This window comes from Zobellia uliginosa (assembly GCF_900156625.1).
GTDB classification, from domain to species: Bacteria; Bacteroidota; Bacteroidia; order Flavobacteriales; family Flavobacteriaceae; genus Zobellia; species Zobellia uliginosa.
The window spans coordinates 422929-443504 of the sequence record NZ_FTOB01000004.1 but is presented as its reverse complement, the minus strand read 5'-3'; the positions used below and the strand labels follow the sequence as shown (position 1 = coordinate 443504).

The 20576-nt window shown below is 45.0% G+C and carries 22 protein-coding genes; 8 read left to right on the top strand and 14 right to left on the bottom strand.

Annotated elements, in window-relative coordinates:
* The 8 genes from BW980_RS14460 to BW980_RS14425 form a co-directional block, all read right to left on the bottom strand.
* Positions 1–1731 carry a SulP family inorganic anion transporter gene (locus tag BW980_RS14460; protein ID WP_076455899.1) on the bottom strand — a complete coding sequence of 577 codons (1731 nt, stop codon included), beginning with the start codon at positions 1729–1731 and terminating at the stop codon, positions 1–3.
* Between the two features lie 84 nt (positions 1732–1815).
* A complete protein-coding gene (locus BW980_RS14455) occupies positions 1816–2997 on the bottom strand; it encodes a cytochrome-c peroxidase (protein ID WP_076455898.1) in 1182 nt (393 codons plus the stop codon).
* A gap of 106 nt (positions 2998–3103) precedes the next feature.
* Entirely contained in the window at positions 3104–3964 is an 861-nt protein-coding gene (locus BW980_RS14450) for an SDR family oxidoreductase (protein ID WP_076455897.1), read from the bottom strand.
* Between the two features lie 73 nt (positions 3965–4037).
* Complete coding sequence (locus BW980_RS14445) at positions 4038–4589, bottom strand: TetR/AcrR family transcriptional regulator (RefSeq protein WP_076456277.1); 552 nt, start codon at positions 4587–4589, stop codon at positions 4038–4040.
* 93 nt (positions 4590–4682) lie between these two features.
* Positions 4683–5315 (bottom strand): Crp/Fnr family transcriptional regulator, encoded by a 633-nt coding sequence (locus BW980_RS14440; protein WP_076455896.1) that lies wholly within the window; start codon positions 5313–5315, stop codon positions 4683–4685.
* A gap of 9 nt (positions 5316–5324) precedes the next feature.
* Positions 5325–6104, bottom strand: a complete 780-nt coding sequence (locus BW980_RS14435) for an aldose epimerase family protein (protein WP_076455895.1) — start codon at positions 6102–6104, stop codon at positions 5325–5327.
* Positions 6105–6167: 63 nt separating this feature from the next.
* Positions 6168–7148 (bottom strand): PLP-dependent cysteine synthase family protein, encoded by a 981-nt coding sequence (locus BW980_RS14430; RefSeq protein ID WP_076455894.1) that lies wholly within the window; start codon positions 7146–7148, stop codon positions 6168–6170.
* A gap of 75 nt (positions 7149–7223) precedes the next feature.
* Positions 7224–8465: an ABC transporter permease gene (locus BW980_RS14425; RefSeq protein WP_076455893.1), complete on the bottom strand. Its 1242-nt coding sequence runs from the start codon at positions 8463–8465 to the stop codon at positions 7224–7226.
* Between the two features lie 3 nt (positions 8466–8468).
* On the opposite strand from BW980_RS14425, the gene BW980_RS14420 reads away from it, so the two are divergent.
* A complete protein-coding gene (locus tag BW980_RS14420) occupies positions 8469–9725 on the top strand; it encodes an exo-beta-N-acetylmuramidase NamZ family protein (protein WP_076456276.1) in 1257 nt (418 codons plus the stop codon).
* On the opposite strand, the gene BW980_RS14415 is transcribed toward BW980_RS14420, so the two are convergent.
* Genes BW980_RS14415 through BW980_RS14405 form a run of 3 tightly spaced genes read right to left on the bottom strand, consistent with a single transcriptional unit; the run spans position 9726 to position 11631 of the window.
* Complete coding sequence (locus tag BW980_RS14415) at positions 9726–10586, bottom strand: sterol desaturase family protein (protein WP_076455892.1); 861 nt, start codon at positions 10584–10586, stop codon at positions 9726–9728.
* A gap of 40 nt (positions 10587–10626) precedes the next feature.
* A complete protein-coding gene (locus BW980_RS14410) occupies positions 10627–11109 on the bottom strand; it encodes a GyrI-like domain-containing protein (RefSeq protein ID WP_076455891.1) in 483 nt (160 codons plus the stop codon).
* 24 nt (positions 11110–11133) lie between these two features.
* Entirely contained in the window at positions 11134–11631 is a 498-nt protein-coding gene (locus BW980_RS14405; protein ID WP_076455890.1) for a YkgJ family cysteine cluster protein, read from the bottom strand.
* A gap of 75 nt (positions 11632–11706) precedes the next feature.
* On the opposite strand from BW980_RS14405, the gene BW980_RS14400 reads away from it, so the two are divergent.
* A complete protein-coding gene (locus BW980_RS14400; protein ID WP_076455889.1) occupies positions 11707–12414 on the top strand; it encodes a class I SAM-dependent methyltransferase in 708 nt (235 codons plus the stop codon).
* 51 nt (positions 12415–12465) lie between these two features.
* A complete protein-coding gene (locus tag BW980_RS14395) occupies positions 12466–13395 on the top strand; it encodes a hypothetical protein (RefSeq protein WP_076455888.1) in 930 nt (309 codons plus the stop codon).
* A 3-nt stretch (positions 13396–13398) separates the two neighbouring features.
* On the opposite strand, the gene BW980_RS14390 is transcribed toward BW980_RS14395, so the two are convergent.
* Complete coding sequence (locus BW980_RS14390) at positions 13399–14031, bottom strand: 7-carboxy-7-deazaguanine synthase QueE (RefSeq protein WP_013993928.1); 633 nt, start codon at positions 14029–14031, stop codon at positions 13399–13401.
* 192 nt (positions 14032–14223) lie between these two features.
* On the opposite strand from BW980_RS14390, the gene BW980_RS14385 reads away from it, so the two are divergent.
* The 5 genes from BW980_RS14385 to BW980_RS14365 are packed head-to-tail and all read left to right on the top strand — an operon-like array spanning position 14224 to position 18616.
* Complete coding sequence (locus tag BW980_RS14385) at positions 14224–15726, top strand: helicase HerA-like domain-containing protein (protein ID WP_076455887.1); 1503 nt, start codon at positions 14224–14226, stop codon at positions 15724–15726.
* Positions 15727–15774: 48 nt separating this feature from the next.
* Complete coding sequence (locus tag BW980_RS14380) at positions 15775–16323, top strand: hypothetical protein (RefSeq protein ID WP_076455886.1); 549 nt, start codon at positions 15775–15777, stop codon at positions 16321–16323.
* A 38-nt stretch (positions 16324–16361) separates the two neighbouring features.
* Positions 16362–17327, top strand: a complete 966-nt coding sequence (locus BW980_RS14375; RefSeq protein WP_076455885.1) for a YitT family protein — start codon at positions 16362–16364, stop codon at positions 17325–17327.
* Between the two features lie 12 nt (positions 17328–17339).
* The gene (locus BW980_RS14370) at positions 17340–18179 is read left to right on the top strand and encodes an alpha/beta fold hydrolase (protein ID WP_076455884.1); all 840 of its coding nucleotides are present in this window, start codon (positions 17340–17342) and stop codon (positions 18177–18179) included.
* Between the two features lie 11 nt (positions 18180–18190).
* Entirely contained in the window at positions 18191–18616 is a 426-nt protein-coding gene (locus BW980_RS14365; protein WP_076455883.1) for a VOC family protein, read from the top strand.
* A gap of 61 nt (positions 18617–18677) precedes the next feature.
* Here BW980_RS14365 and BW980_RS14360 read toward each other — a convergent pair whose 3' ends face one another.
* Complete coding sequence (locus tag BW980_RS14360; RefSeq protein ID WP_076455882.1) at positions 18678–19649, bottom strand: aldo/keto reductase; 972 nt, start codon at positions 19647–19649, stop codon at positions 18678–18680.
* 57 nt (positions 19650–19706) lie between these two features.
* Positions 19707–20570, bottom strand: a complete 864-nt coding sequence (locus BW980_RS14355; protein WP_245800060.1) for an alpha/beta hydrolase — start codon at positions 20568–20570, stop codon at positions 19707–19709.
* Positions 20571–20576: the final 6 nt, after the last annotated feature.

Genomic DNA, 20576 nt, shown 5'->3' with positions numbered 1-20576 from the left:
TTAGTTACTGTTCCGTTGGTTTTGGCAGGCTACCCTCTCGCTTAAAACGGACAAGGGCGTCATGTTGTCAAAATAATCGACCGCTTCCTTTGTCTGAACGAAGAGGTACTTCTTGTTCAGGGCATCGATGATACCGCTGCTAAAAATCGTGTCCCTTGTCGGCCCTGTAGCCCCCGAAATATAAAACTGAAGTCCTTTATCATGAAGCTCTTCAATCACCCGTTTAAGCATTAGTGCCGCACTGGAATCGATATAACTTATAGCCTCGGCATTAAGAATGATGCCTTTGAGCTTGCTGCCTTTTTTGTCCACATTTTTTAAAAGTTCTTTTTTGAAATAGTTTTTATTCCCAAAATACAACTGTGAATCAAAACGTACAATAAGCAAATCGTCACGTACCAAAACATTCTGGCTGAACCTATCGATATTCTTATAATAGTCGGACCCTTCTATTCGCCCCAAAACGGCGAAATGCGGCTTTGAGCTTTTGTATACCATTAATAACAGCGACAATAACACACCGATCAGGATGCCCTCTGATATACCGGCAAAAAGAGTGACCAAGAACGTGATGACCAGTACAAAGAGTTCGTCTTTACGGTACTCCCAAAGGCTTTTCGGGTAAGCGATATCGATGAGCCCGAATACCGAAACCATAATAATGCTCGCCAAGACGGCATTGGGCAAATAATAGAAAAGCGGCGTAAGAAACAAAAGGGTGATGGCTACGACAATGGCGCTAAAGAACAAGGCCATAGGGGTTTTTGCCCCGGCTTGTGCATTGATGGCCGAACGCGAAAAACTACCCGTTACCACGTACGACTGAAAAAAGGAACCCAACATATTCGAGCTACCCAGGGCAATGAGTTCTTTATTGGCATCTATGGTCTCTTCCCCGGTTTGTTCCTCCATCGATTTCCCTATGGAAATGGCTTCCAAATACCCAATAAGCGCAAGTGTCACCGCAATGGGTGCCAATTCCAACAAGGTATCGACATTAAAACTGTGAAGCCGGAACGAAGGCAAGCCGGTAGGGATCTCCCCTACGATATGTACCCCAAAAGCGGGCAATTGCAAAAAGTAAACCACCAAAATACCCAAAATGACCACGAAGAGTATACCGGGTATACGTTTATCGAACTTTTTTAAGGCCACAATAATCACAATGCCTACCATGCCAATGGCAAAATCGTATAAATTGGTGTCGGGCATTTTTTCAAATGCGTTCACCAATAATACATCAAAGCGGTTGCTACGGGTAATGTCTACCCCCAAAAGGTGCTTCAGCTGACTGAACATAATTATCAATGCGGCGGCCGAGGTAAAGCCACTTATGACCGGTTTTGATAGAAAATTCACCAAAAAACCCATTCGTAAGAGTCCTAATGTCAATTGTATGGTCCCAACGGTAAAGGCCAAAAGCAGGGCCATACCAATATAATCGTCAACCGAAGTAATAGCCAAGGTAGCCAAACCTGCCGCTACCAAAAGCGAGTCCATCGCAACAGGCCCCACGGCCAATTGTCTAGATGTACCGAAAAAGGCGTAGGCAATCATGGGCAATAAGGAAGCATACAGGCCGTATACCGGAGGTAGGCCCGCAATCATGGCATAGGCCATGCCCTGAGGGATCAATATAATCCCGACCGTTAGGCCCGCCACCAAATCTTTGGAAAACCAGTTCTTGTTATAGTCTGGAATCCACTCCAAAAAAGGGAGAAATCTTCGCATGGGACAAATGTACCATTTAATCTAAAACAGCTATGTTACCTGTGTTACATGAACATCAAGAAACCAGTCTTAAAACCGAAAAATTTATTGAATATTGCCCCCTACCGGCAAGCCACTGGGTACACGCTCGGGTACGGTCTTGTCAAAACCATCGTCATTAAGCGTGTTTAAAAATGAAATGATTTGCGACATTTCCTTGACCGACAAGTTAAGTTCGCGCACAAAGGGATCGTATTTTTGGACCGGCACATGTGGGTTACGCTCCTTCCCATTGGCTATATCCTCATAAAACTCCAGTACCTTTTTAAGGGTGGGCAAACTCCCATTATGCATATAAGGGGCGGTAAAGCGTAGATTCCGTAGGGTTGGTGTACGAAAGGCAAACGTATCCTTCACCCCTCTATCGGGTTCGCCCAGCTTATCGTTTTCAGGGGTACCCAATACGTGCATCTTATAATCTGAAAACATGGGACCATTGTGGCAATTGACGCACCCCACCGACTTAAACAGTTCGAAGCCTTCTTTTTCCGAAATGAGAATTGCATCCTCATCTCCCCTCATGAACTGATCGAAGCGCGAATTGTTCGTCACCAACGAACGCTCAAAGGCAGCGATGGCCTTTCCTAAATTTTCTACCGTTACGGCATTCGGCACACCAAAGGCATCGGCGAACATTTTTTGATATTCGGGAATTTGCTTTACGCGATCCACCACTACCTGTAAGATACTATCGACACCAATACCGTGCCCACGCATTTCCTCAAAGGCCTTTATCGGCTCCAAGGCCTGTTTTTCAAGACTCTTAACGCGATCGTCCCAAAACATAGTGGCTTGTTCCGGATCATAGTTGCCGAAGGGGTCTATGCCATTGTAGGCCGAATTGATAATGGTAGGGGCATTTCTTTTTACAAAGGGAATATCGTTGGGCGCATTGAATTTTCTACGCGCACCCAGACCAGTGGCATTGGGACCGATACTGATATCCAAAAACTCTGCATAACCGTTTTGGGGGTGATGGCAGGTAGCACAGGCCACATCTTTGTTTCCGGAAAGAACGGGGTCGTAAAAAAGTAATTTTCCCAAGGCCTCCTTTTCAGGGGAAGCCGGATTGTCCTTAGGTGATTTCACCTTTTGGGGCAAGGCAATATAAGTTGTTACGACCCGGTTCGATTTTGACGTTTTTTTAGGCTTCCCATCGGTGTCCTTACAGCTCACCAATAACAAGACTACCATTAAACGCACCCCTATTTTCACCATTCTAGCCATATCTTAATTGCACAAGTAGAAAGGTAAAAATAAGTAATTCAATAGAAACCACACAGAAAGAGGATAAATTTGTCCGAATATTTTTTTTCGGCCCCTTTCCCAAACGCTATAAAAAACTGCGCTTGATCTGATCTACCAATTTGTTTCCATCGGGATCGGCCTTGGTTTTAAGCTCACATAGGTTTTGGGCCCATTCCGAAGTACGGATACGCATCGGCGGATTTTCGTTTTCGGCCACATCGAGTACGACTTCGGCAACCTCTCGGCCCGTTTGATAGACTTGCTCCTCAGATTCGGCAGCCCTCTGCTGGTTGCCCGCGAGGTAACGCTCAAAAATAGGAAGGTATTCACCTGAGGCCAATTTACCGTCAACCGCGGTCTTTTCAACGGCCGAATTCATAAATTCGGTAGAGATCCCCCCTGGTTCTACATTACTGATCTTGATATTGAAGGCGTCGGTAACATAGGCCGCCAAACCCTCTGCAAAGCCTTCTATCGCAAATTTCGCGGCGCAATAGAGCTCATTAAAGGGCTGGCCTACCAATCCACCCACCGAACTCAGGTTTATAATTTGCCCTGATCTTTGTTTCCGCATATGGGGCATGACGGCTTGGGTGCAAAATACCGTTCCCAAATAATTGACTTCGGTGACCCATCTTACCTCCTCTTCGCTCGCCTGTTCCACGGCTTTTGCAAAACCTGCCCCGGCATTATTGATCAAGACATCAATTCGCCCCTCTTTCCCGATAATGGTATCGACTGCCGCCTTGATACTGTCGACCTTGGTCACATCGAGTTCCAATATGTCAACGTCTAAATTGCCTTCTTCTATTTTTTCCCTTAGGCGGTCGGCCTTTTTTAAATTTCTCATGGAAGCATAAACCTTATACCCCTTCTCCGCAAAAAGCAGGGAACTTTCAAAACCTACTCCCGATGATGTACCCGTAATTAAAACAACTCTTTTCATTTTTAAAATATTAAATAGTTCACCTTATTTACAATGGAATGAACATTCACTCCAATTTTTATATAAATTTTTTTTACTCTTTTATTCCGTCCCAAACCATTCGCACCTGGTTTTGAACCGTAGACGCCCCTACTTTCACTTGGCCATGGTACCAACGTAAATAGGAGAATACCGAACCTCCGATGAACTGGATCAATTCTTCGGTTTCCAAATTTTTAACAATGCGTTCTTCCTTTCCCCTTTCGAGCAAATCATAAACCGGCGCTACCGTCTCCAATCCCTTTTTCCGGGTCTCCTCGGTGATGATGGGCGAAGCTTGAACTTGCTCCATAAACTTGAAGAACTCGGCATTCTCGATAAAAAATTCAACCATGGCCGTATAATACCGCTCGAATTGGGTCTTTATGGGGCGGGCGGTATCAAACTCCGGGAAAATGGTATTTTCCTTTTCCTTTATTCCGGCGTAAATCTCGTTGATCAGAACTTCCTTATTGGGAAAATAGTTATATATGGTCCCCATACCGGTACCCGCATTTTTGGCAATGGCCGACATGGGGGTGTTATGTACTCCCTTTTCAACCAAAAGCGCTAGAGCCGACCGTAAGATGCTGTCTTTTTTATTCACGAGGCAAATGTAGAGTTTTGGAACAAACATTCCAAAACTCTTTTCTATTTTATATTTTTTTTGGGAAAATGACGTCCTGGCGAACGAAGCCTTTTATAAGTCGATGACTTTGATCCGGTTACGCTGCATCTCTATCTTTCCTTCCTTCTCAAGCTTTTTAAGCAGCCTTGAGATGACCACTCTTGAAGTATTCAGGTCATAGGCAATATCTTGGTGTGTTGTCTGGACGTATTCGTCGTGGTTGACCATGGCCTTGTCTTGAAGGTGCTTGAGCAGCCGTTCATCCATTCGAAGAAAGGCTATGGTATCGACGGTTTCGAGCAATTCGGTCATTCGGGTATGGTAACTGTCCAAGATAAACTGACGCCATGTCGCGTATTTAGACATCCAGGCTTCCATCTTCTCTACGGGAATCATGATAAGCTCCGTATCACTTTCGGCAACGGCACGTATCTCACTTTTATGGGTTCCCACACAACATGAAAAGGTCATGGCACAGGTGTCGCCACGCTCTAAAAAATAAAGTAACAGTTCGTCTCCGTTTTCATCTTCGCGCAAAATCTTGATCGCTCCGTTCAACAATAAGGGCATGTGTGAAATGGTCTCACCGATATCCATGATTACCCTACCTTGACCATACTTTTTTACCAATCCCACCTCTTGCATCTCTGCCAAGAGTGCATCTTCAAAGAGATAGCCATAATTCTGCAAAAGACCTTCTTCCATATTTCCTATTTAATTGACCGCAGTTATAAAGACCCTCAGTTGGGCATCTTCGTCCTTCAAATAACTAAAACCTTCAAACAGCTTCGCCTGTGGTACGGCATACGGATAGAACGTAATAGGTTCTATACACAGCATATTGGGTACTTCCGTCCACAACATAAAATTGCCAAAGCCTTCGGTACGGATACGAAGCTCTTTTTGGTCCTTTAATACGATTTCCTCACAGTCGGCCACTTCTAGCGCCCGGCTTCCTACCGCCATAATCTCATCAAGACTTATTTCTTTATCGCCCACAATTACTACGGGACTTTCGGTGTGAAGCTTAAAAGCAGGGTGATAGCCCAACATAAAAGGCATATCGCGTTCCCCGGAAACCGTAAAGCTTACTTCCAGCCCGTCTTCTCCCAATCGAAAGGTCTTTTTAAAATTGAAATCATAGGTCCAAAACAACCATTCCTTGTTCGACTTGTTCGGATATTTCGAATTCTTCACCCGCGAATTGGCCTTATACGCCTTTTGAAAAACCGCCTCGTTCTCCGTTTCCGATATCAACTCGTACTCCATCTCCCGTAGCAATCCGTGCTGGTCTTGAACCGCAATGTCCCTTGGGGTCTGTACCATAAACTTGGCATCGGCAGTGGGGCCGATGATCGGAAACATTTCGGTATCGGAACTGCGCCATCCCGGACTGCCTTTTTGATGGATATATTCGTGCCCGTCTACGGTATAACCTACCAATTCACCGGCATCTATTTTTACGTTTTGATTTTTAAAACTTAACTCTGTCATCTCTCACTTTTTTATAGACTTCTACTGAAATAGAAGTCGCTTTTCTTGAACACGCTTACAAAACTAATCTAAAAACCCCTTTTCACGCATCCAATCGTCATTGAACATTTTTCCGACATAGCGACTTCCGTGATCATGGAACAACACGACCACCACATCGTCTTTCGTAAAGTGTTCCTTGAGCTGCAATAACCCTTTTATGGCTGCACCTGCAGAATTCCCCGCAAACATGGCCTCTTCCCTGGCCAAACGTCGGGTATACATGGCGGCATCTTTATCGGTAACTTTAACAAAGCCGTCAATAATGTCAAAATCTACGTTTTCCGGGAGAATATCCTCCCCGATTCCTTCGGTAATGTAGGGGTAGATCTCATTCTCGTCGAACACTCCGGTCTCGTGGTATTTTTTAAAGACCGAACCATAGGTATCGACGCCCCAAACCTTTATATCCGGATTTTTCTCCTTCAAAAACTTACCTACGCCCGAAATTGTACCTCCGGTACCCACACCAACGACAAAATGGGTAACCTTACCGTCGGTCTGTTCCCAAATTTCCGGTCCGGTACTAAGGTAATGGGCCTTTGTATTACTCGGGTTATCGTATTGGTTCACGTACCAGGCATTCGGAGTTTCCTTGGCCAGCCTTTTGGCCGTGGCATAATAACTTCTTGGGTCGCTCGGTTCGACATCGGTAGGACATACGTGCACTTCACTGCCCATAGCCTTTAATATATCTATCTTTTCTACGGATTGCTTATCACTTATTACACAAATAAGCCGGTAGCCCTTCACCGTAGCGGCCAATGCCAAGCCCATTCCGGTATTGCCCGAGGTTGCCTCTACAATGGTACCGCCCGGCTTTAGAAGCCCAGCCGCTTCGGCATCCTCTATCATTTGTAGGGCCATACGGTCTTTCACCGAGTTACCCGGGTTAAAGGTCTCGTATTTGGCCAACACTAGGCAAGGAAGGTCGGAGGTTAACTTATTTAGCTTTACCAAAGGCGTATTCCCTATGGTTCCAAGAATATTTTTTGCGTATCTCATGAGCTATAAATTATCATGTAATCTAGCAAAAAAAATAGAAAGACCTTACCACACAGAAATACCCTAAGGTATTTTCTATTCGAATTTGATGGCCTTGACCGGAGAAATTTTGGTGATAATATACGATGGAATCAACAGCATCAGCACACATAGAACCAACACGCCCGCATTGAGGGCCAAGACCGTAAATACGTCGATATGTACGGGCACGTATTCTATGTAATACTCCTTCGGGTTCGGAAACTTCAAAACCTTGAACCGGTCTTGCAATACAATACCTCCCAAGCCAATAAGGTTCCCCCAAAGCAGACCGATACCGATAAGGTATGTAGCATTGTACAAAAACACCTTACGTATGCTCCAATTGGCCGATCCCAAAGCCTTGAGGATACCGATCATTTGGGTGCGTTCTAAAATCAACACCAGCAGTGCCGTAATCATATTGAAGCCACTTACGATGATCACGATACCGATGATCAGAATGATATTAAAGTCGAAAAGACTGATCCATTCAAAGATCTTGTAATATTTGTTTACGATGGTCTGTGTATCTAGTGTAGAGACGGTATTCCCGTAAATCTCATTACTCTTGGCGTCAATATCGTCAAAACTGTTCAAGAACACCTCAAAATTACCTACTTGGTCATCCTCCCACTTGTTCATACGTTGTATGTGCCGTATATCGGTAAAAAGATAAAGTCCGTCAAATTCCTCAAATCCGCTATCGTAGAGGCCGGTAATTTTAAATTTTCTTTGGTTGGGCAATTTCGAAACATCGCCATCCTTGAGAAAAAAGGCGTAAAAGGTATCGCCGGTTTTTAAGTGCAGTCGGTTGGCCATAAGGTCTGACATCAGTACCTCTTCATTCAAATCCCCGGAATAGTTCGGCAACCGCCCCTCTACCAAATACTCCTCAAATGCCGACCAGTCGTAATCTGCCCCTACCCCCTTGGCAATAATACCCTCAAAGGTGGTCTCGGTTCTAATAATGCCCGCCTTGCTAGCTACGGCCTGTACGTGACGGATACCGTCAATGTTTTTAAACTCGGGATAAAACTCTTGATCCAATGAAACCGGAATGACCGATACATCAGATGCATTATTGTCATAACTGGAAATTTGGATGTGCCCGTTGAAGGCGGCTACTTTTTCGCGTATCTTGTACTTCAGGCCAATACCGGTAGCTATCGCAATGAGCATCATTACCACCCCCAATGCAATAGCTGCAATAGCTATTTTTATTATTGGTGCGGAAATACTAATTTTATGCGCCTCACCTTTGATGAGCCGCTTGGCCAAAAAATATTCAAAATTCAATCTATGGCGTTTTTAAACTCTCTCAAAAGTACATTTTTCATTTGGTTTTTGCTTCTTATCGCCTGCGGAAACCAAACGAAAGCCGAGAAAACCCAATCAAAACCTGCGGTCTCACTAAACGATTCGGTCAAGGCAAAGCCCGTTGTAGTGGCAGCCAATAGAACCGAAGCCTACCTTCCTTTACTTAAGGGAAAGAAAGTCGGCATTGTAGGAAACCAGACGACCATTATTTTTAAAGATCAGGTTAAAAACACCCCCCTTCCATATGTCCATCTCGTCGATTCTTTATTGGCACGCGGTGTCGATATCATAAAAGTGTTCGCTCCCGAGCACGGTTTTCGAGGTAGCGCCGATGCCGGCGAAAAAGTTAAGGACGGGATCGACAATAAGACGGGACTCCCATTGATTTCCCTCTACGGGAAAAACCGGAAACCTTCCGCCGAGCAATTAGAGGATATCGATATCGTTCTTTTCGACATTCAAGATGTGGGGGTTCGCTTCTACACCTATATAGCCACCTTACAATTGGTCATGGAGGCCTGTGCGGAACAGAACGTTCCCATTATAGTACTTGACCGCCCTAACCCTAACGGCGCTTATATAGACGGCCCGACCATGAAAAAAGAGCACACCAGCTTTTTGGGCATGACCGAAATCCCCTTGGTCTACGGCATGACCATTGGCGAATACGCCCGAATGATCAATGAAGAGAAATGGCTTGGGAATGGTACTAAAGCCGACCTTACGGTGATTCCATTGGAAAATTGGACATATGACACCCCCTACAGCATACCGGTCAGGCCTTCGCCGAACCTGCCCAACGATACGGCGATCAACCTATATCCGAGCCTAGGTCTTTTTGAAGGAACGAACATCAATGCCGGACGTGGAACCGAATTGCAATTTCAGTGTTACGGGGCCTCTTTTCTCGATAGTACCCAGTATAGTTACAAATATACCCCCATGCCCAATTTTGGTTCAAAATCCCCAAAGGAAAACGGAAAGACATGCTTCGGGAAAGATTTATCCGGATTCCCCAAAATGAGCGAAGTTTCCCTGCAATGGCTCATAGACGCCTATACCAATACCCTCGACAAGAGCAAGTTCTTCAACACCAAAGGCTTCACCGCCCATGCAGGAACCGAAGCACTTCAAAAACAAATTGAACAAGGGATAAGCGAAGAAGAGATCAAGGCTACTTGGCAAAGCGACATCGATGAGTTTAAAAAAATCAGGAAAAAGTACCTGATGTACCGCTAATTACAGGGGCTGCCCTTTTACCGATTCGGCTTCCGGCAAGGTGGTAGGTTTTCTGTATTTATGGAAAGGCTGTCGTAACAGCCCTTTGATGCTGGAGTTCTCGACCTCATCGGGAAAGGTATCTACCCCGTATACAATCTTTTCCCGATCTAACTTCATATAGGTACCGAACAAACGATCCCATAACGAAAATATGTTACCGTAATTACTATCGGTATACGGTAATCGATAATGGTGATGCACCTTGTGCATATCGGGCGAAACGATCAACAGACTTAAGAGGTCGTCTAACCTTTTGGGCATTTTTATGTTGGCATGGTTGAATTGGGTCGCCACAAGCGATAAGGACTGATATAACATTACAATACCGATAGGCGTACCGACGAGAAAAACCCCTACAAGGGTAAACACAAAACGAATCATACTTTCTAAAGGATGGTGCCGATTGGCCGTAGTCGTGTCTACATTATGGTCGGTATGGTGTACCAAGTGTACCATCCATAAAATTTTTATCTTGTGCTCGACAAAATGGGCCAGATAGGCACCGACAAGATCTAGTAACAACAGCCCTACAATAACATAGAGCCATAAGGGCATATCGGGAAGCCAGTTGATAATTCCAAAATCATGAATTACCGTAAAATCGGCGGTCTTTAGCAACAAAAAGGCAAGGGCAAAATTTATGACAACCGTCGTCATCGTAAAAAACAGGTTCGGGAGTGCGTGCTTCCATTTCTTATACGTAAAACCAAAAAGGGGCACGATGCCCTCAAGAAACCAAAAAACGGTGATTCCCCCGACCAAAATAAGCGAACGGTGCAAGGAGGGGATATTTTCAAAGTAATGGATAATGGGCCCCATGTCTTAAAGATAGTAAAAACCTTTAAGAACGGTGCCCGCTTCACTTCGGCCGGACAGGAATCCAAACCTCTTCTTCCGATTCGGGGTGATCGTTTTTATATTTGCTTCCGAGAAGTTCAAAGTGAGGCCTATGATCTAGGCGATAATCGGATATGGGAAGCCATTCCTTAAAAATAAAATCCATTGTCAGATGGAATTCCGAAGACAGGCCCTTATGTAAGAATACGGCATAAAGTCCCCCGTTCAAACATAGGGTCTCCAACCCATCACCATACACAGCTTCCCCCTTCACCTCGACCGCGGCCCATTTTTCGAAGCGGGTATCCGGCCCAAAACTGGAGCCTTCGGGCATTTCCGAAAACACCTGAACGGAATACAGGTCGCTGCCCACTGGGTCGGCTATGGTTTTTCTCAAGGGCATAAAACCGCTCCAAAGTTCAAAGGTTCGGTTATGTGCCAAGGTCATGTTCAAGCGGCGGCCCACTAGTATTTTCTTCGGTAGGACTTCTGTTCTAAGGTACATATTGGGGTTTCTATTTATGGAAGTCTAACCCTTCCCAATGTTTTTTTTCATTTTCTCGACAATATTGAAAGCCGCAGGGCAAATGGCCACATTCTTTAAGGTAAGGTTCGATATTTGCTGGAATTTCTTCCGGTCGGTATGCGGAAACTCACGGCAAGCCTTAGGGCGAACATCGTAGATAGAGCAGTAATTATCGGCGCCCAAGAAGGTACAGGGTACCTGCTGAAGCACGTAATCGCTATCTTCGTCGATACGCAAATACGCTTCAATAAAGGCTTGGGGTTTCTGCCGAAGGAATTTGGCAATTCTTTCGATATCGGCCCTGGTGAACAAAGGTCCCGTAGTTTTACAGCAGTTGGCACAATCAAGACAATCGGTTCGCTCAAATTCTTCTTCATGCAGTTCTTGCATGATGTAATCAAGATTCTTGGGCGGGCGCTTTTTTAGTTTCGCAAAAAACTTCTTGTTTTCGTTCTGCTTATCTTTGGCCTTCTTTGGAAGTTCACGTAAAATTTGGTCCATCCTCTTAAAAATCTGCCCAAAACTAAGCAAGAAATACTTAAAAAGTCCATTTTTGCCTTACAAAGCTATTGTGATATGATCGATATTTTCGGAAATGCAGTATTAGATTATCAAAAAGGAAATTATAGCGAAGACATAATCACCTTCTCTTCTTTGGACGAAGAGGATAAAATACCCCTACCCTATCTCTTTAGGGATTACAAGGAGATGCCAGAGCTGGAACAAAAAGCACTTGACCTTTGTAAGGGCAGCGTACTCGACATAGGATGCGGGGCCGGAAGCCACAGTCTCTACCTTCAGGAAACAAACCGCGACGTAACCGCGCTCGACCACTCCAAAGGCGCCATAGAAACCTGTACCCTAAGGGGTATCAACAAGGTGGTACATAGCGATATACACGACCTTAAAGGTCCTAAATTTGATACCTTGCTCCTGTTGATGAACGGTATTGGCATTGTTGGAAGGCTGGGCAATATGTCCCGCTTTTTAGACCATTTAAAAACCTTGTTGAAACCGGGCGGGCAAATTTTACTTGACTCCAGCGATATCATATACATGTTCGACGAAGACGAAGATGGGGGCCGCTGGGTACCCGATACGGGTTCGTACTATGGTGAAGTCGAGTTCAGTATGAAATACAAAAACCAGGAAAGCGAACCATTTTTCTGGCTCTATCTCGATTACAAAACCTTGAAAATGGCCGCGGAAGCCAATGGATTCAATTGCCAATTAGTAAGAAAGGGCGATCATTACGACTATTTGGCCAAGTTATGGTTGAAATAAGATCATTTTTCACCATTTTTGTTCTTGTACGACTGTCCCTAAAATTCAATGATGAGAAAATCGCACTTATTTTTATTGGTCTTGTTCACTGGCCTTTTCCTAAGCTGTACCAAAGACGACGACACCAATAGCGCCGAAAAGGAAAAAAATCAGGCAAAAGAGGCCAGTCTAAAAAGTGCTGGCGACTCGGCCAAAGACATTCTATCGAACGAAAGGTTTACAAAGCTGCTTATCGAAATTGCCTACGTAGAAGGTTTCAAACCTACGGACGAAGCCATGTTGGGTTTTGTCTCCTACCTAAAAAAAAGAACGTTCAAGGAAGATATTGAGCTCAAGTACACCCAACTGGAATCGCCCGATGAAGAAAATTTGACCTTGGAAGAAATCGCCAAACTCGAATCGGAAAACAGAACCGTTTTTAACGACGGCCCTACTTTAGGACTCTATATCTATTTTGCCGATGCACCGGCAGAAGGCGATGATGAGGAAGAGGGACTCGTTACCTTGGGTGCGGTCTACCGCAATACCTCTATGATCATTCACGAGGTAACGGTGCGCAAACTGGCCAATCAAAGCTTTTTTATTACCGATGCCGATGTAGAAAACTCAACCCTCAACCATGAATTCGGCCATCTTTTCGGCCTTGTGAATTTAGGTACTACACCGGTGCACGACCACGAGGACATAGAACGCGACGAAAACGGCAAACCGGTTTTAGATGAAGATGGCAATACAAAAGGAAATAGCCACTGCTCGGTAGAGGGTTGTCTTATGCAGGCCGAACTGCAGTTCGGCGGATTCGCCAATAAATCATCGGCCAAGATGGGATTCTATGAAAACGGATTAAAAGCCGCCTGTCGCCTAAGCGGTAAAGACGTACTTCGAATGTTGGAATCAAAAACCTCAAAAGACCTTTTTCCCGACCCGCCAAGCCTTGACCCCGAATGCCTATTGGACCTAAAATCCGCAGGCGGTCGTTAAACATTAAGGGATATTCAAATACTTGTGGGTCTGTAGACTTACCTTCCACTTAGGGTTTTGCATCACATAATCGACGATCATGGGCGTAACCTTATCGCGTACGCTCCATTCGGGCTGTAAGTAGAGAATACATTTTCCGTTCACCTTTGCCGCTTCCTGTTCGGCAAAAATCAAATCGTGTTTATTGTAAACAATGACCTTAAGTTCGTGGGCCACCTCATAAATTTCATCTACCGGAAGTTTGTTCTTTTTGGGCGAAAGGCAAATCCAATCCCACGTACCGGTCAAGGGATATGCACCCGAAGTCTCTATGTGGATCTTAAGGTTTTTCGCCTTTAGGGCATCGGTCAAGGGCTGCATATTCCATGTGAGCGGTTCGCCGCCCGTAATGACTATGGTATCGGAATATTTTGAAGCATTTTCGGTAATTTGGCGAATATCGGTGGGCGGATGGGTTTCCGCATTCCAGCTCTCTTTTACATCGCACCAATGGCATCCAACATCACATCCTCCGACACGAATAAAATATGCCGCCGTACCTTTATGGAAACCTTCGCCCTGTATGGTGTAGAATTCTTCCATTAGGGGCAACATCATCCCTTTCTCCACTTCCTGTAAAACTTCATCTTTGACCATCGTGCAAAGATACGCCTTGCAGATTCCAAAACCCAAATTCTGATTCTTAAATTCACCATTTGCCCAATAAGCGCGATTTCAACGGTAGAATACCACCAGAGGGCCAAGGTTCAGCTATGACCAATCCCAAACTTCTCTAAAAGTAACGGCCAAACAGTAAAATTCTCTTATTTTTACTCCAAAATAGACCGAATGGCAACTAGAGACGAATTCTTTCAACACATTGAAGCAGGGTATACTACCAAAGGTGACTCCATAATATTGGGCGCTGCCATGCTCGATGGGGAGGCTATTACCGATGCCCATGTAAAAATACCTTTAAAAACGTTGAACCGTCACGGACTTATTGCGGGGGCTACGGGAACCGGAAAGACAAAAACTTTACAGGTACTGGCCGAAAACCTATCTGAAAAAGGAATCCCGGTCTTATTGATGGATCTCAAAGGGGATTTGAGCGGCTTGGCCCAACCGAGTCCCGGTCACCCTAAAATTGATGAACGCCATACCAAAATAGGCCTGCCCTTTGAACCCAAGGCGTTTCCGGTCGAGATCCTCTCGCTTTCCAAACAAGATGGGGTAAAACTACGGGCCACGGTATCGGAATTCGGACCAGTGCTCCTATCCCGTATTCTCGACCTATCGGACACCCAGGAAGGAATTGTTTCGGTGGTATTCAAATATTGCGACGATAATAAGCTTCCGCTCTTAGACCTAAAGGATTTCAAAAAGGTACTGCAGTACGCCACGGGCGCAGGCAAAGCCGAATTCACCAAAGATTACGGAAGAATTTCCTCCAGTTCCACGGGGGCCATCCTTAGAAAGATCATAGAACTCGAACAGCAAGGAGCCGACCTCTTTTTCGGTGAAAAATCATTTGATGTCGAAGACCTTACCCGTGTAGACGAAAACGGAAGAGGCTATATAAATATTCTTCGACTGACCGATATACAAGACCGCCCCAAACTTTTTTCGACCTTTATGTTGAGCCTACTGGCCGAGATATACAGTACTTTCCCGGAACAGGGCGACAGTGACAGGCCTGAACTGATCTTGTTCATCGACGAGGCACACCTTATCTTTAACGAAGCCTCAAAGGCCCTACTCGACCAAATAGAAAGTATCGTTAAATTGATACGTTCAAAAGGTATCGGTCTTTACTTCGTTACACAAAACCCGACCGATGTACCCAATGAAGTACTCTCACAACTCGGGCTAAAGGTACAACACGCTTTGCGTGCCTTTACCGCCAGAGACCGAAAGGCCATAAAACTAACGGCTGAAAACTACCCCATTTCCGATTATTACGACACCAAAGAGGTTTTAACCGCCTTGGGTATAGGTGAAGCACTGGTGTCGGCCTTAGATGAAAAGGGACGACCGACCCCCTTGGCCGCAACCCTGTTGCGCGCCCCTATGAGCCGTATGGACGTACTTACCGAAACCGAACTCAACACCGTAATCGGCACCTCTAAACTGGTAAAGAAATACGGCGAGACCATTGATCGTGAAAGCGCTTATGAAATTCTGAACGAAAAAATAGAACTGGCCGAAGCCGAGGCCGAAAAAGAAAAAAAGGCCCCTAGAAAGACCAGCCGAAGCAAGGCCAGTACCCGACAGAACCCGATCATTAAGGTTTTGACCAGCGCCACCTTCATTCGTGGGGTTTTGGGAGTTCTGAAGAAAGTAATGCGCTAATGTACCGACCTAATTTCAGAATCAAATTTTAACTTTGCACAAAAATTCATGAAAAAAATAGTAACCTTAAGCTGTCTGATCATTTGCCTTACCAGCTGTAAAGATGAAAAAGACACTTCGTTTTCAATCATTACCGACCGAGTAGGTAAACTAGATCGCATCAGCTTGGTTCGCGACCTTGATATCATTTACGAGAACGACTCCATCGTAAAAGACAGTACTATAGCCAATAGGGCGAACAACAGTAAAAAAATAAAGATTTTTGAAAAGGGAGGAAAACCGCTCTTAACCCTCACACCAAACTCCGACAGTATTCCGACAATCGAGAACATTCGTATTGAAGACCCCCGTTTCACTACCGAAAAAGGGGTTGGCCTAAACAGCACCTTTAAAGATATAAAGGACAACTACACCATTAGAAAGGTAATCACCTCAATGAACAATGTAGTCATCCTTCTAAAGGATAGCGACGTCTATTTTACGATCAGTAAGGAAGAGCTCCCTTCAAGCTTGCGCTATGCTTCCAGCGTCAATATCGAAGCCGTTCAAATTCCCGATGATGCAAAAATCAAATATATGATGGTAGCTTGGGACTGACCCTTTTGCTCCTGCCTTTAGTTTAAACATAACGTACCATGAACACGATCTTACAATACATACTGGTACAACGCGCCAAAAACAAACTAAAGAGCGAGAAAAACGTGGCCAAGCGCCAATTGGTCAAAGAAATACGCTTGGGCCATGTGGAGTTAATACACGCCCTAAAGGAAATCTTGTTCATCGCCATTGGCGTTGGCGCGGCAGGGTTTGGCCTAAAAGGCTTCTTACTGCCCAATAACTTTATAGACGGCGGGGCTACGGGCGTATCGTTATTGATACAGGTAAAATCGAACATATCACTGGGAATTTTACTATTATTGGTGAACCTTCCCTTTATACTGCTAGGGGCCAAGACCATAAGCAGGAAGTTCGCGATCAGAAGTATTTTTTCCATTTTGGCCTTGGCCATTGTCGTTCATTTTGTTCCCTATCCAATAATAACAAGCGACAAGCTTCTTATAGCCGTTTTCGGTGGTTTTTTCTTGGGCCTAGGTATAGGAATGGCCATGCGTGGCGGAAGCGTTATCGATGGTACCGAGGTATTGGCAATCTACCTCAGCCGAAAATGGCATATGACCATAGGCGACATACTTTTGCTTATAAACATTCTGATTTTTTCGGCAGGAGCTTACCTATTGAGTATAGAAACGGCACTTTACGCCATCCTCACCTATTTGGCGGCGGCCAAGACCGTGAACTATGTGGTCGATGGCGTGGAAGAATACATTGGCGTAACCATTATTTCCCCGAAAAATGAAGAAATACGGGTGATGCTCACCGAAAAAATGGGACGGGCCTGTACCGTGTATAGTGGAAAAGGCGGATACGCCAAAGATGGCACGGCACGTATTACTACCGAAATTATCTATACCGTAATGACCCGACTCGAACTGGCCAGGCTAAGCACCGAAATAGACAAAATAGACAAAAACGCCTTTATCGTCATGGGCGTTATAAAAGATATAAAAGGCGGAATGATCAAAAAGAAGCCCTTAAAATAGACCAAAAAATCTATGCGTAAAAACCTGAACAAAATGCTCCCCAAGGTCTACGGGCGCTATTTTAATTTGCTGGCCAGAGTATCCCCAAAAAAGGCTGCGGAGAAAGCGTTTTATGTTTTCTGTACGGTTCGAAAAGGAAGGGTCCTCCCCAATCAAAAAGAATACCTAGACCAAGCGAAAAACGGAACCATAAACGTTCAAGGCCACACCTTGCAGACCTATGCTTGGCCCGGCAACAAAGAGACCGTACTTTTGGTCCATGGATGGGAAAGCAATACCTTTCGCTGGCGCAACCTCATCGCCAAACTCCGTGAAGCCGACTATAACATCGTAGCTTTCGATGCTCCGGCACATGGATATTCCTCAGGACAGTACTTAAACCTCCCCCTGTATTCCGACGGTGTTCAAGCCATGATCGAAAAGTATGACCCCAAGTACCTTATAGGCCATTCTATGGGGGGAATGACCCTGATGTACAATGAGTTTCACCATCAAAATGCACATGTCGAAAAAATGGTGACCATTGGGTCGCCTTCCGAGTTCTATGAAATAATGGACCACTATCAAAAGCTGCTCAACTTCAACGACAAAGTCAGAAAGGCGCTGGAAGCTTTTGTCCTTGATCGTTTCGGCTTTACCGTAAACGAATTCTCATCGTCGCGCTTTGCGAAAAAAAATACCAAAAAAGGACTCCTACTACACGATGAACTTGATAAACTGGCCCCCTTTCACGCCTCGGAGGCCGTACACGCCCAATGGAAAGGCAGTAGCTTTATCCGGACCAAGGGCCTTGGCCATTCTATGCACCAAGAACATGTAAACGATCAGATTGTAGATTTTTTAAAAAACTAAAATAGACATCTATGCAAGCCCTAACCCCTTTTCATATTGCCATACCGGTCCATAATCTAGATGAATGCCGAAGCTTTTACAAGGAAGTACTCAACTGTGAGGAAGGACGAAGCAGCGACCATTGGGTCGACTTTAACCTGTTCGGACACCAATTGGTCATTCACTATAAGCCCAAAACCGAAACCGAAGCCTTACACAGCAATCCGGTAGATGGCAAAAATGTTCCAGTACCACATTATGGGGTGGTTTTGCCATGGGAAGTATTTGAATCCTTTGCCGAAGAACTTACCGCAAAAGGCGTAGAGTTTGTAATAGAACCTTATGTACGGTTCAAAGGCCAGACCGGGGAACAGGCTACGATGTTCTTTTTAGACCCTGCAGGAAATGCCTTGGAGTTTAAGGCTTTTAAAGATATGGGGCAGTTGTTCGCCAAATAACAAAACTCTTCCCGTAAAAAACAAGTCGCCCTGGGCCCAGGGCGACTTGGGTTACTATTCCTTATTGCGACCATTCGGTGGGCTTTCGTACCCAACGGTGATTTCGCAATTCTTCCATCAATTCTTTTGGGAGTCTTTTACCATCGCTCGTGGCGGTATTGGCCAAAACATTACGTTCTTTTCGCATACCCGGTATGGTCGTACCTATGGTCTTGTTCTCCAAAATAAACCGAAGGGCCATCTCGGCCATATTCATACCTTCAGGAATCAAGGGTCGCAAGGCATCGGCATGATCCACACTTGAATTTAGGTTTTCGGGCACAAAATACGTTCCGCGCCAATCTCCTTCGGGAAAAGTAGTTTCCTTGGTAAGATTACCGGTCAAGGTACCCTCGTCAAAAGGCACCCTTGCAATTACGGCCACATCCATCTTTTCACACAAAGGAAAAAGCACGTCTTCCGGATTCTGGTCAAAAATATTGTAGATGACCTGTACGGCATCTATTAGGCCGGTTTTAATGGCCTCGATACCGTTTTCGGGTTCCCAGCGGTTTACACTGATACCCATAGCCGCAATTTTTCCGGCTTTTTTCAAATCTTCTATGGCACGTTGCCATTCGTCACGGTGTGACCAAGAGTCCTCCCAAGTATGAAACTGCATCAAATCAATGCGTTCCATGCCCAAATTGGTCAAGGTTTTCTCGGTATATTCTATAATGTGGTTCTTCGGATACGAATCCTCAAACCTATACTCGGGCTTTGCCGGCCAATTAAAATTCTTAGGGGGTATCTTACTTGCAGCATATAGTTTAGCCCCAGGATGCCTTCTGATGAGCTCTCCCAGCAATTCCTCACTATGTCCTTCGCCGTAGCCCCAGGCCGTATCGAAAAAATTCACTCCGTTTTCAACGGCCAAATCCAAGGACTTTGCCGATTGTGCGTCGTCGGACTCCGTCCATCCAGCCATACCCCACATGCCATAACCCACTTCGCTTACTTGCCAGTCGGTTCTTCCAAATCTTCTATATTTCATACTGCTCTATAATGGATTATTGCCCTTCAAAAAAATAAAGAACAGTACTATTGGTCTTTAATGTTGATGAAAAGCATCGGATACGAACTCCAAGACCTTGGGTAGGGATGCCCTCCAATACGTCCAACTATGTCTACCGTCACGCACCCTATACTCATGTGGAATCTTTTTCTTGGTCATAGCAATATGTACCAAACTGTTTCCTTCAAAGAGAAAATCATCGTCCCCACAATCGATATACCAACGTACGGACTTCACATCTTCAACAGGAACGGTCTTCAGCAATTCCAAAGCATTATGTCTTTTGAAATAGGCCTTGATTTCCGATTCGCTGAATTTGACATCACTTTTCTTCAAGCGTTCCTTAAGGTCGGCAATGGTCAATGGTCCCACATAAGCACTCAAGGGACAGGCCGATGAAAATAGTTCCGGATGATGTAAGGCATACATAAAAGAACCTCCTCCCCCCATGGAAAGTCCGGCTATAGCCCGATATCTCTTAGTGGATTTAATCCGGTATTGCTTCTCTACATAGGGCATGAATTCCTCAAAAAAGAAATCCTCATACCGCCAATCGTCGCCTTGGTTAAAATAGCCCCTTTTGCCTTGTTCGGCATCGGGCATGATAATGACCATAGGCGTTGCCGTACCGTTTTTGATAGCCTCGTCGGTAATACGCAATACTTCCCCGAACTGCACCCAGCCGGTTTGATCATCACCGGCACCGTGCAATAAATAGAGCACGGGATACGACCGTTGTGAAGTATCATAATCAGGGGGCAGATAAACCGCATACTTGCGTTCCCCCTTTAATATTTCACTCTTCATTGTCAATTCATCATAGACCTTTCCCGTCTGTGAAAGGGCGGAAAAAGACATAAAAAGGCAGGTCAATACGGTACAAGCGAGTTTTTGTATCATCGGTAT

Bases quoted from the DNA above. Each gene is read 5' to 3' on its own strand.
- BW980_RS14460 (WP_076455899.1), bottom strand. From the start codon at position 1,731: ATGCGAAGATTTCTCCCTTTTTTGGAGTGGATTCCAGACTATAACAAG.
- BW980_RS14455 (WP_076455898.1), bottom strand. From the start codon at position 2,997: ATGGCTAGAATGGTGAAAATAGGGGTGCGTTTAATGGTAGTCTTGTTA.
- BW980_RS14450 (WP_076455897.1), bottom strand. From the start codon at position 3,964: ATGAAAAGAGTTGTTTTAATTACGGGTACATCATCGGGAGTAGGTTTT.
- BW980_RS14440 (WP_076455896.1), bottom strand. From the start codon at position 5,315: ATGGAAGAAGGTCTTTTGCAGAATTATGGCTATCTCTTTGAAGATGCA.
- BW980_RS14435 (WP_076455895.1), bottom strand. From the start codon at position 6,104: ATGACAGAGTTAAGTTTTAAAAATCAAAACGTAAAAATAGATGCCGGT.
- BW980_RS14430 (WP_076455894.1), bottom strand. From the start codon at position 7,148: ATGAGATACGCAAAAAATATTCTTGGAACCATAGGGAATACGCCTTTG.
- BW980_RS14420 (WP_076456276.1), top strand. From the start codon at position 8,469: ATGGCGTTTTTAAACTCTCTCAAAAGTACATTTTTCATTTGGTTTTTG.
- BW980_RS14415 (WP_076455892.1), bottom strand. From the start codon at position 10,586: ATGGGGCCCATTATCCATTACTTTGAAAATATCCCCTCCTTGCACCGT.
- BW980_RS14410 (WP_076455891.1), bottom strand. From the start codon at position 11,109: ATGTACCTTAGAACAGAAGTCCTACCGAAGAAAATACTAGTGGGCCGC.
- BW980_RS14405 (WP_076455890.1), bottom strand. From the start codon at position 11,631: ATGGACCAAATTTTACGTGAACTTCCAAAGAAGGCCAAAGATAAGCAG.
- BW980_RS14400 (WP_076455889.1), top strand. From the start codon at position 11,707: ATGATCGATATTTTCGGAAATGCAGTATTAGATTATCAAAAAGGAAAT.
- BW980_RS14395 (WP_076455888.1), top strand. From the start codon at position 12,466: ATGAGAAAATCGCACTTATTTTTATTGGTCTTGTTCACTGGCCTTTTC.
- BW980_RS14390 (WP_013993928.1), bottom strand. From the start codon at position 14,031: ATGGTCAAAGATGAAGTTTTACAGGAAGTGGAGAAAGGGATGATGTTG.
- BW980_RS14385 (WP_076455887.1), top strand. From the start codon at position 14,224: ATGGCAACTAGAGACGAATTCTTTCAACACATTGAAGCAGGGTATACT.
- BW980_RS14380 (WP_076455886.1), top strand. From the start codon at position 15,775: ATGAAAAAAATAGTAACCTTAAGCTGTCTGATCATTTGCCTTACCAGC.
- BW980_RS14375 (WP_076455885.1), top strand. From the start codon at position 16,362: ATGAACACGATCTTACAATACATACTGGTACAACGCGCCAAAAACAAA.
- BW980_RS14370 (WP_076455884.1), top strand. From the start codon at position 17,340: ATGCGTAAAAACCTGAACAAAATGCTCCCCAAGGTCTACGGGCGCTAT.
- BW980_RS14365 (WP_076455883.1), top strand. From the start codon at position 18,191: ATGCAAGCCCTAACCCCTTTTCATATTGCCATACCGGTCCATAATCTA.
- BW980_RS14360 (WP_076455882.1), bottom strand. From the start codon at position 19,649: ATGAAATATAGAAGATTTGGAAGAACCGACTGGCAAGTAAGCGAAGTG.
- BW980_RS14355 (WP_245800060.1), bottom strand. From the start codon at position 20,570: ATGATACAAAAACTCGCTTGTACCGTATTGACCTGCCTTTTTATGTCT.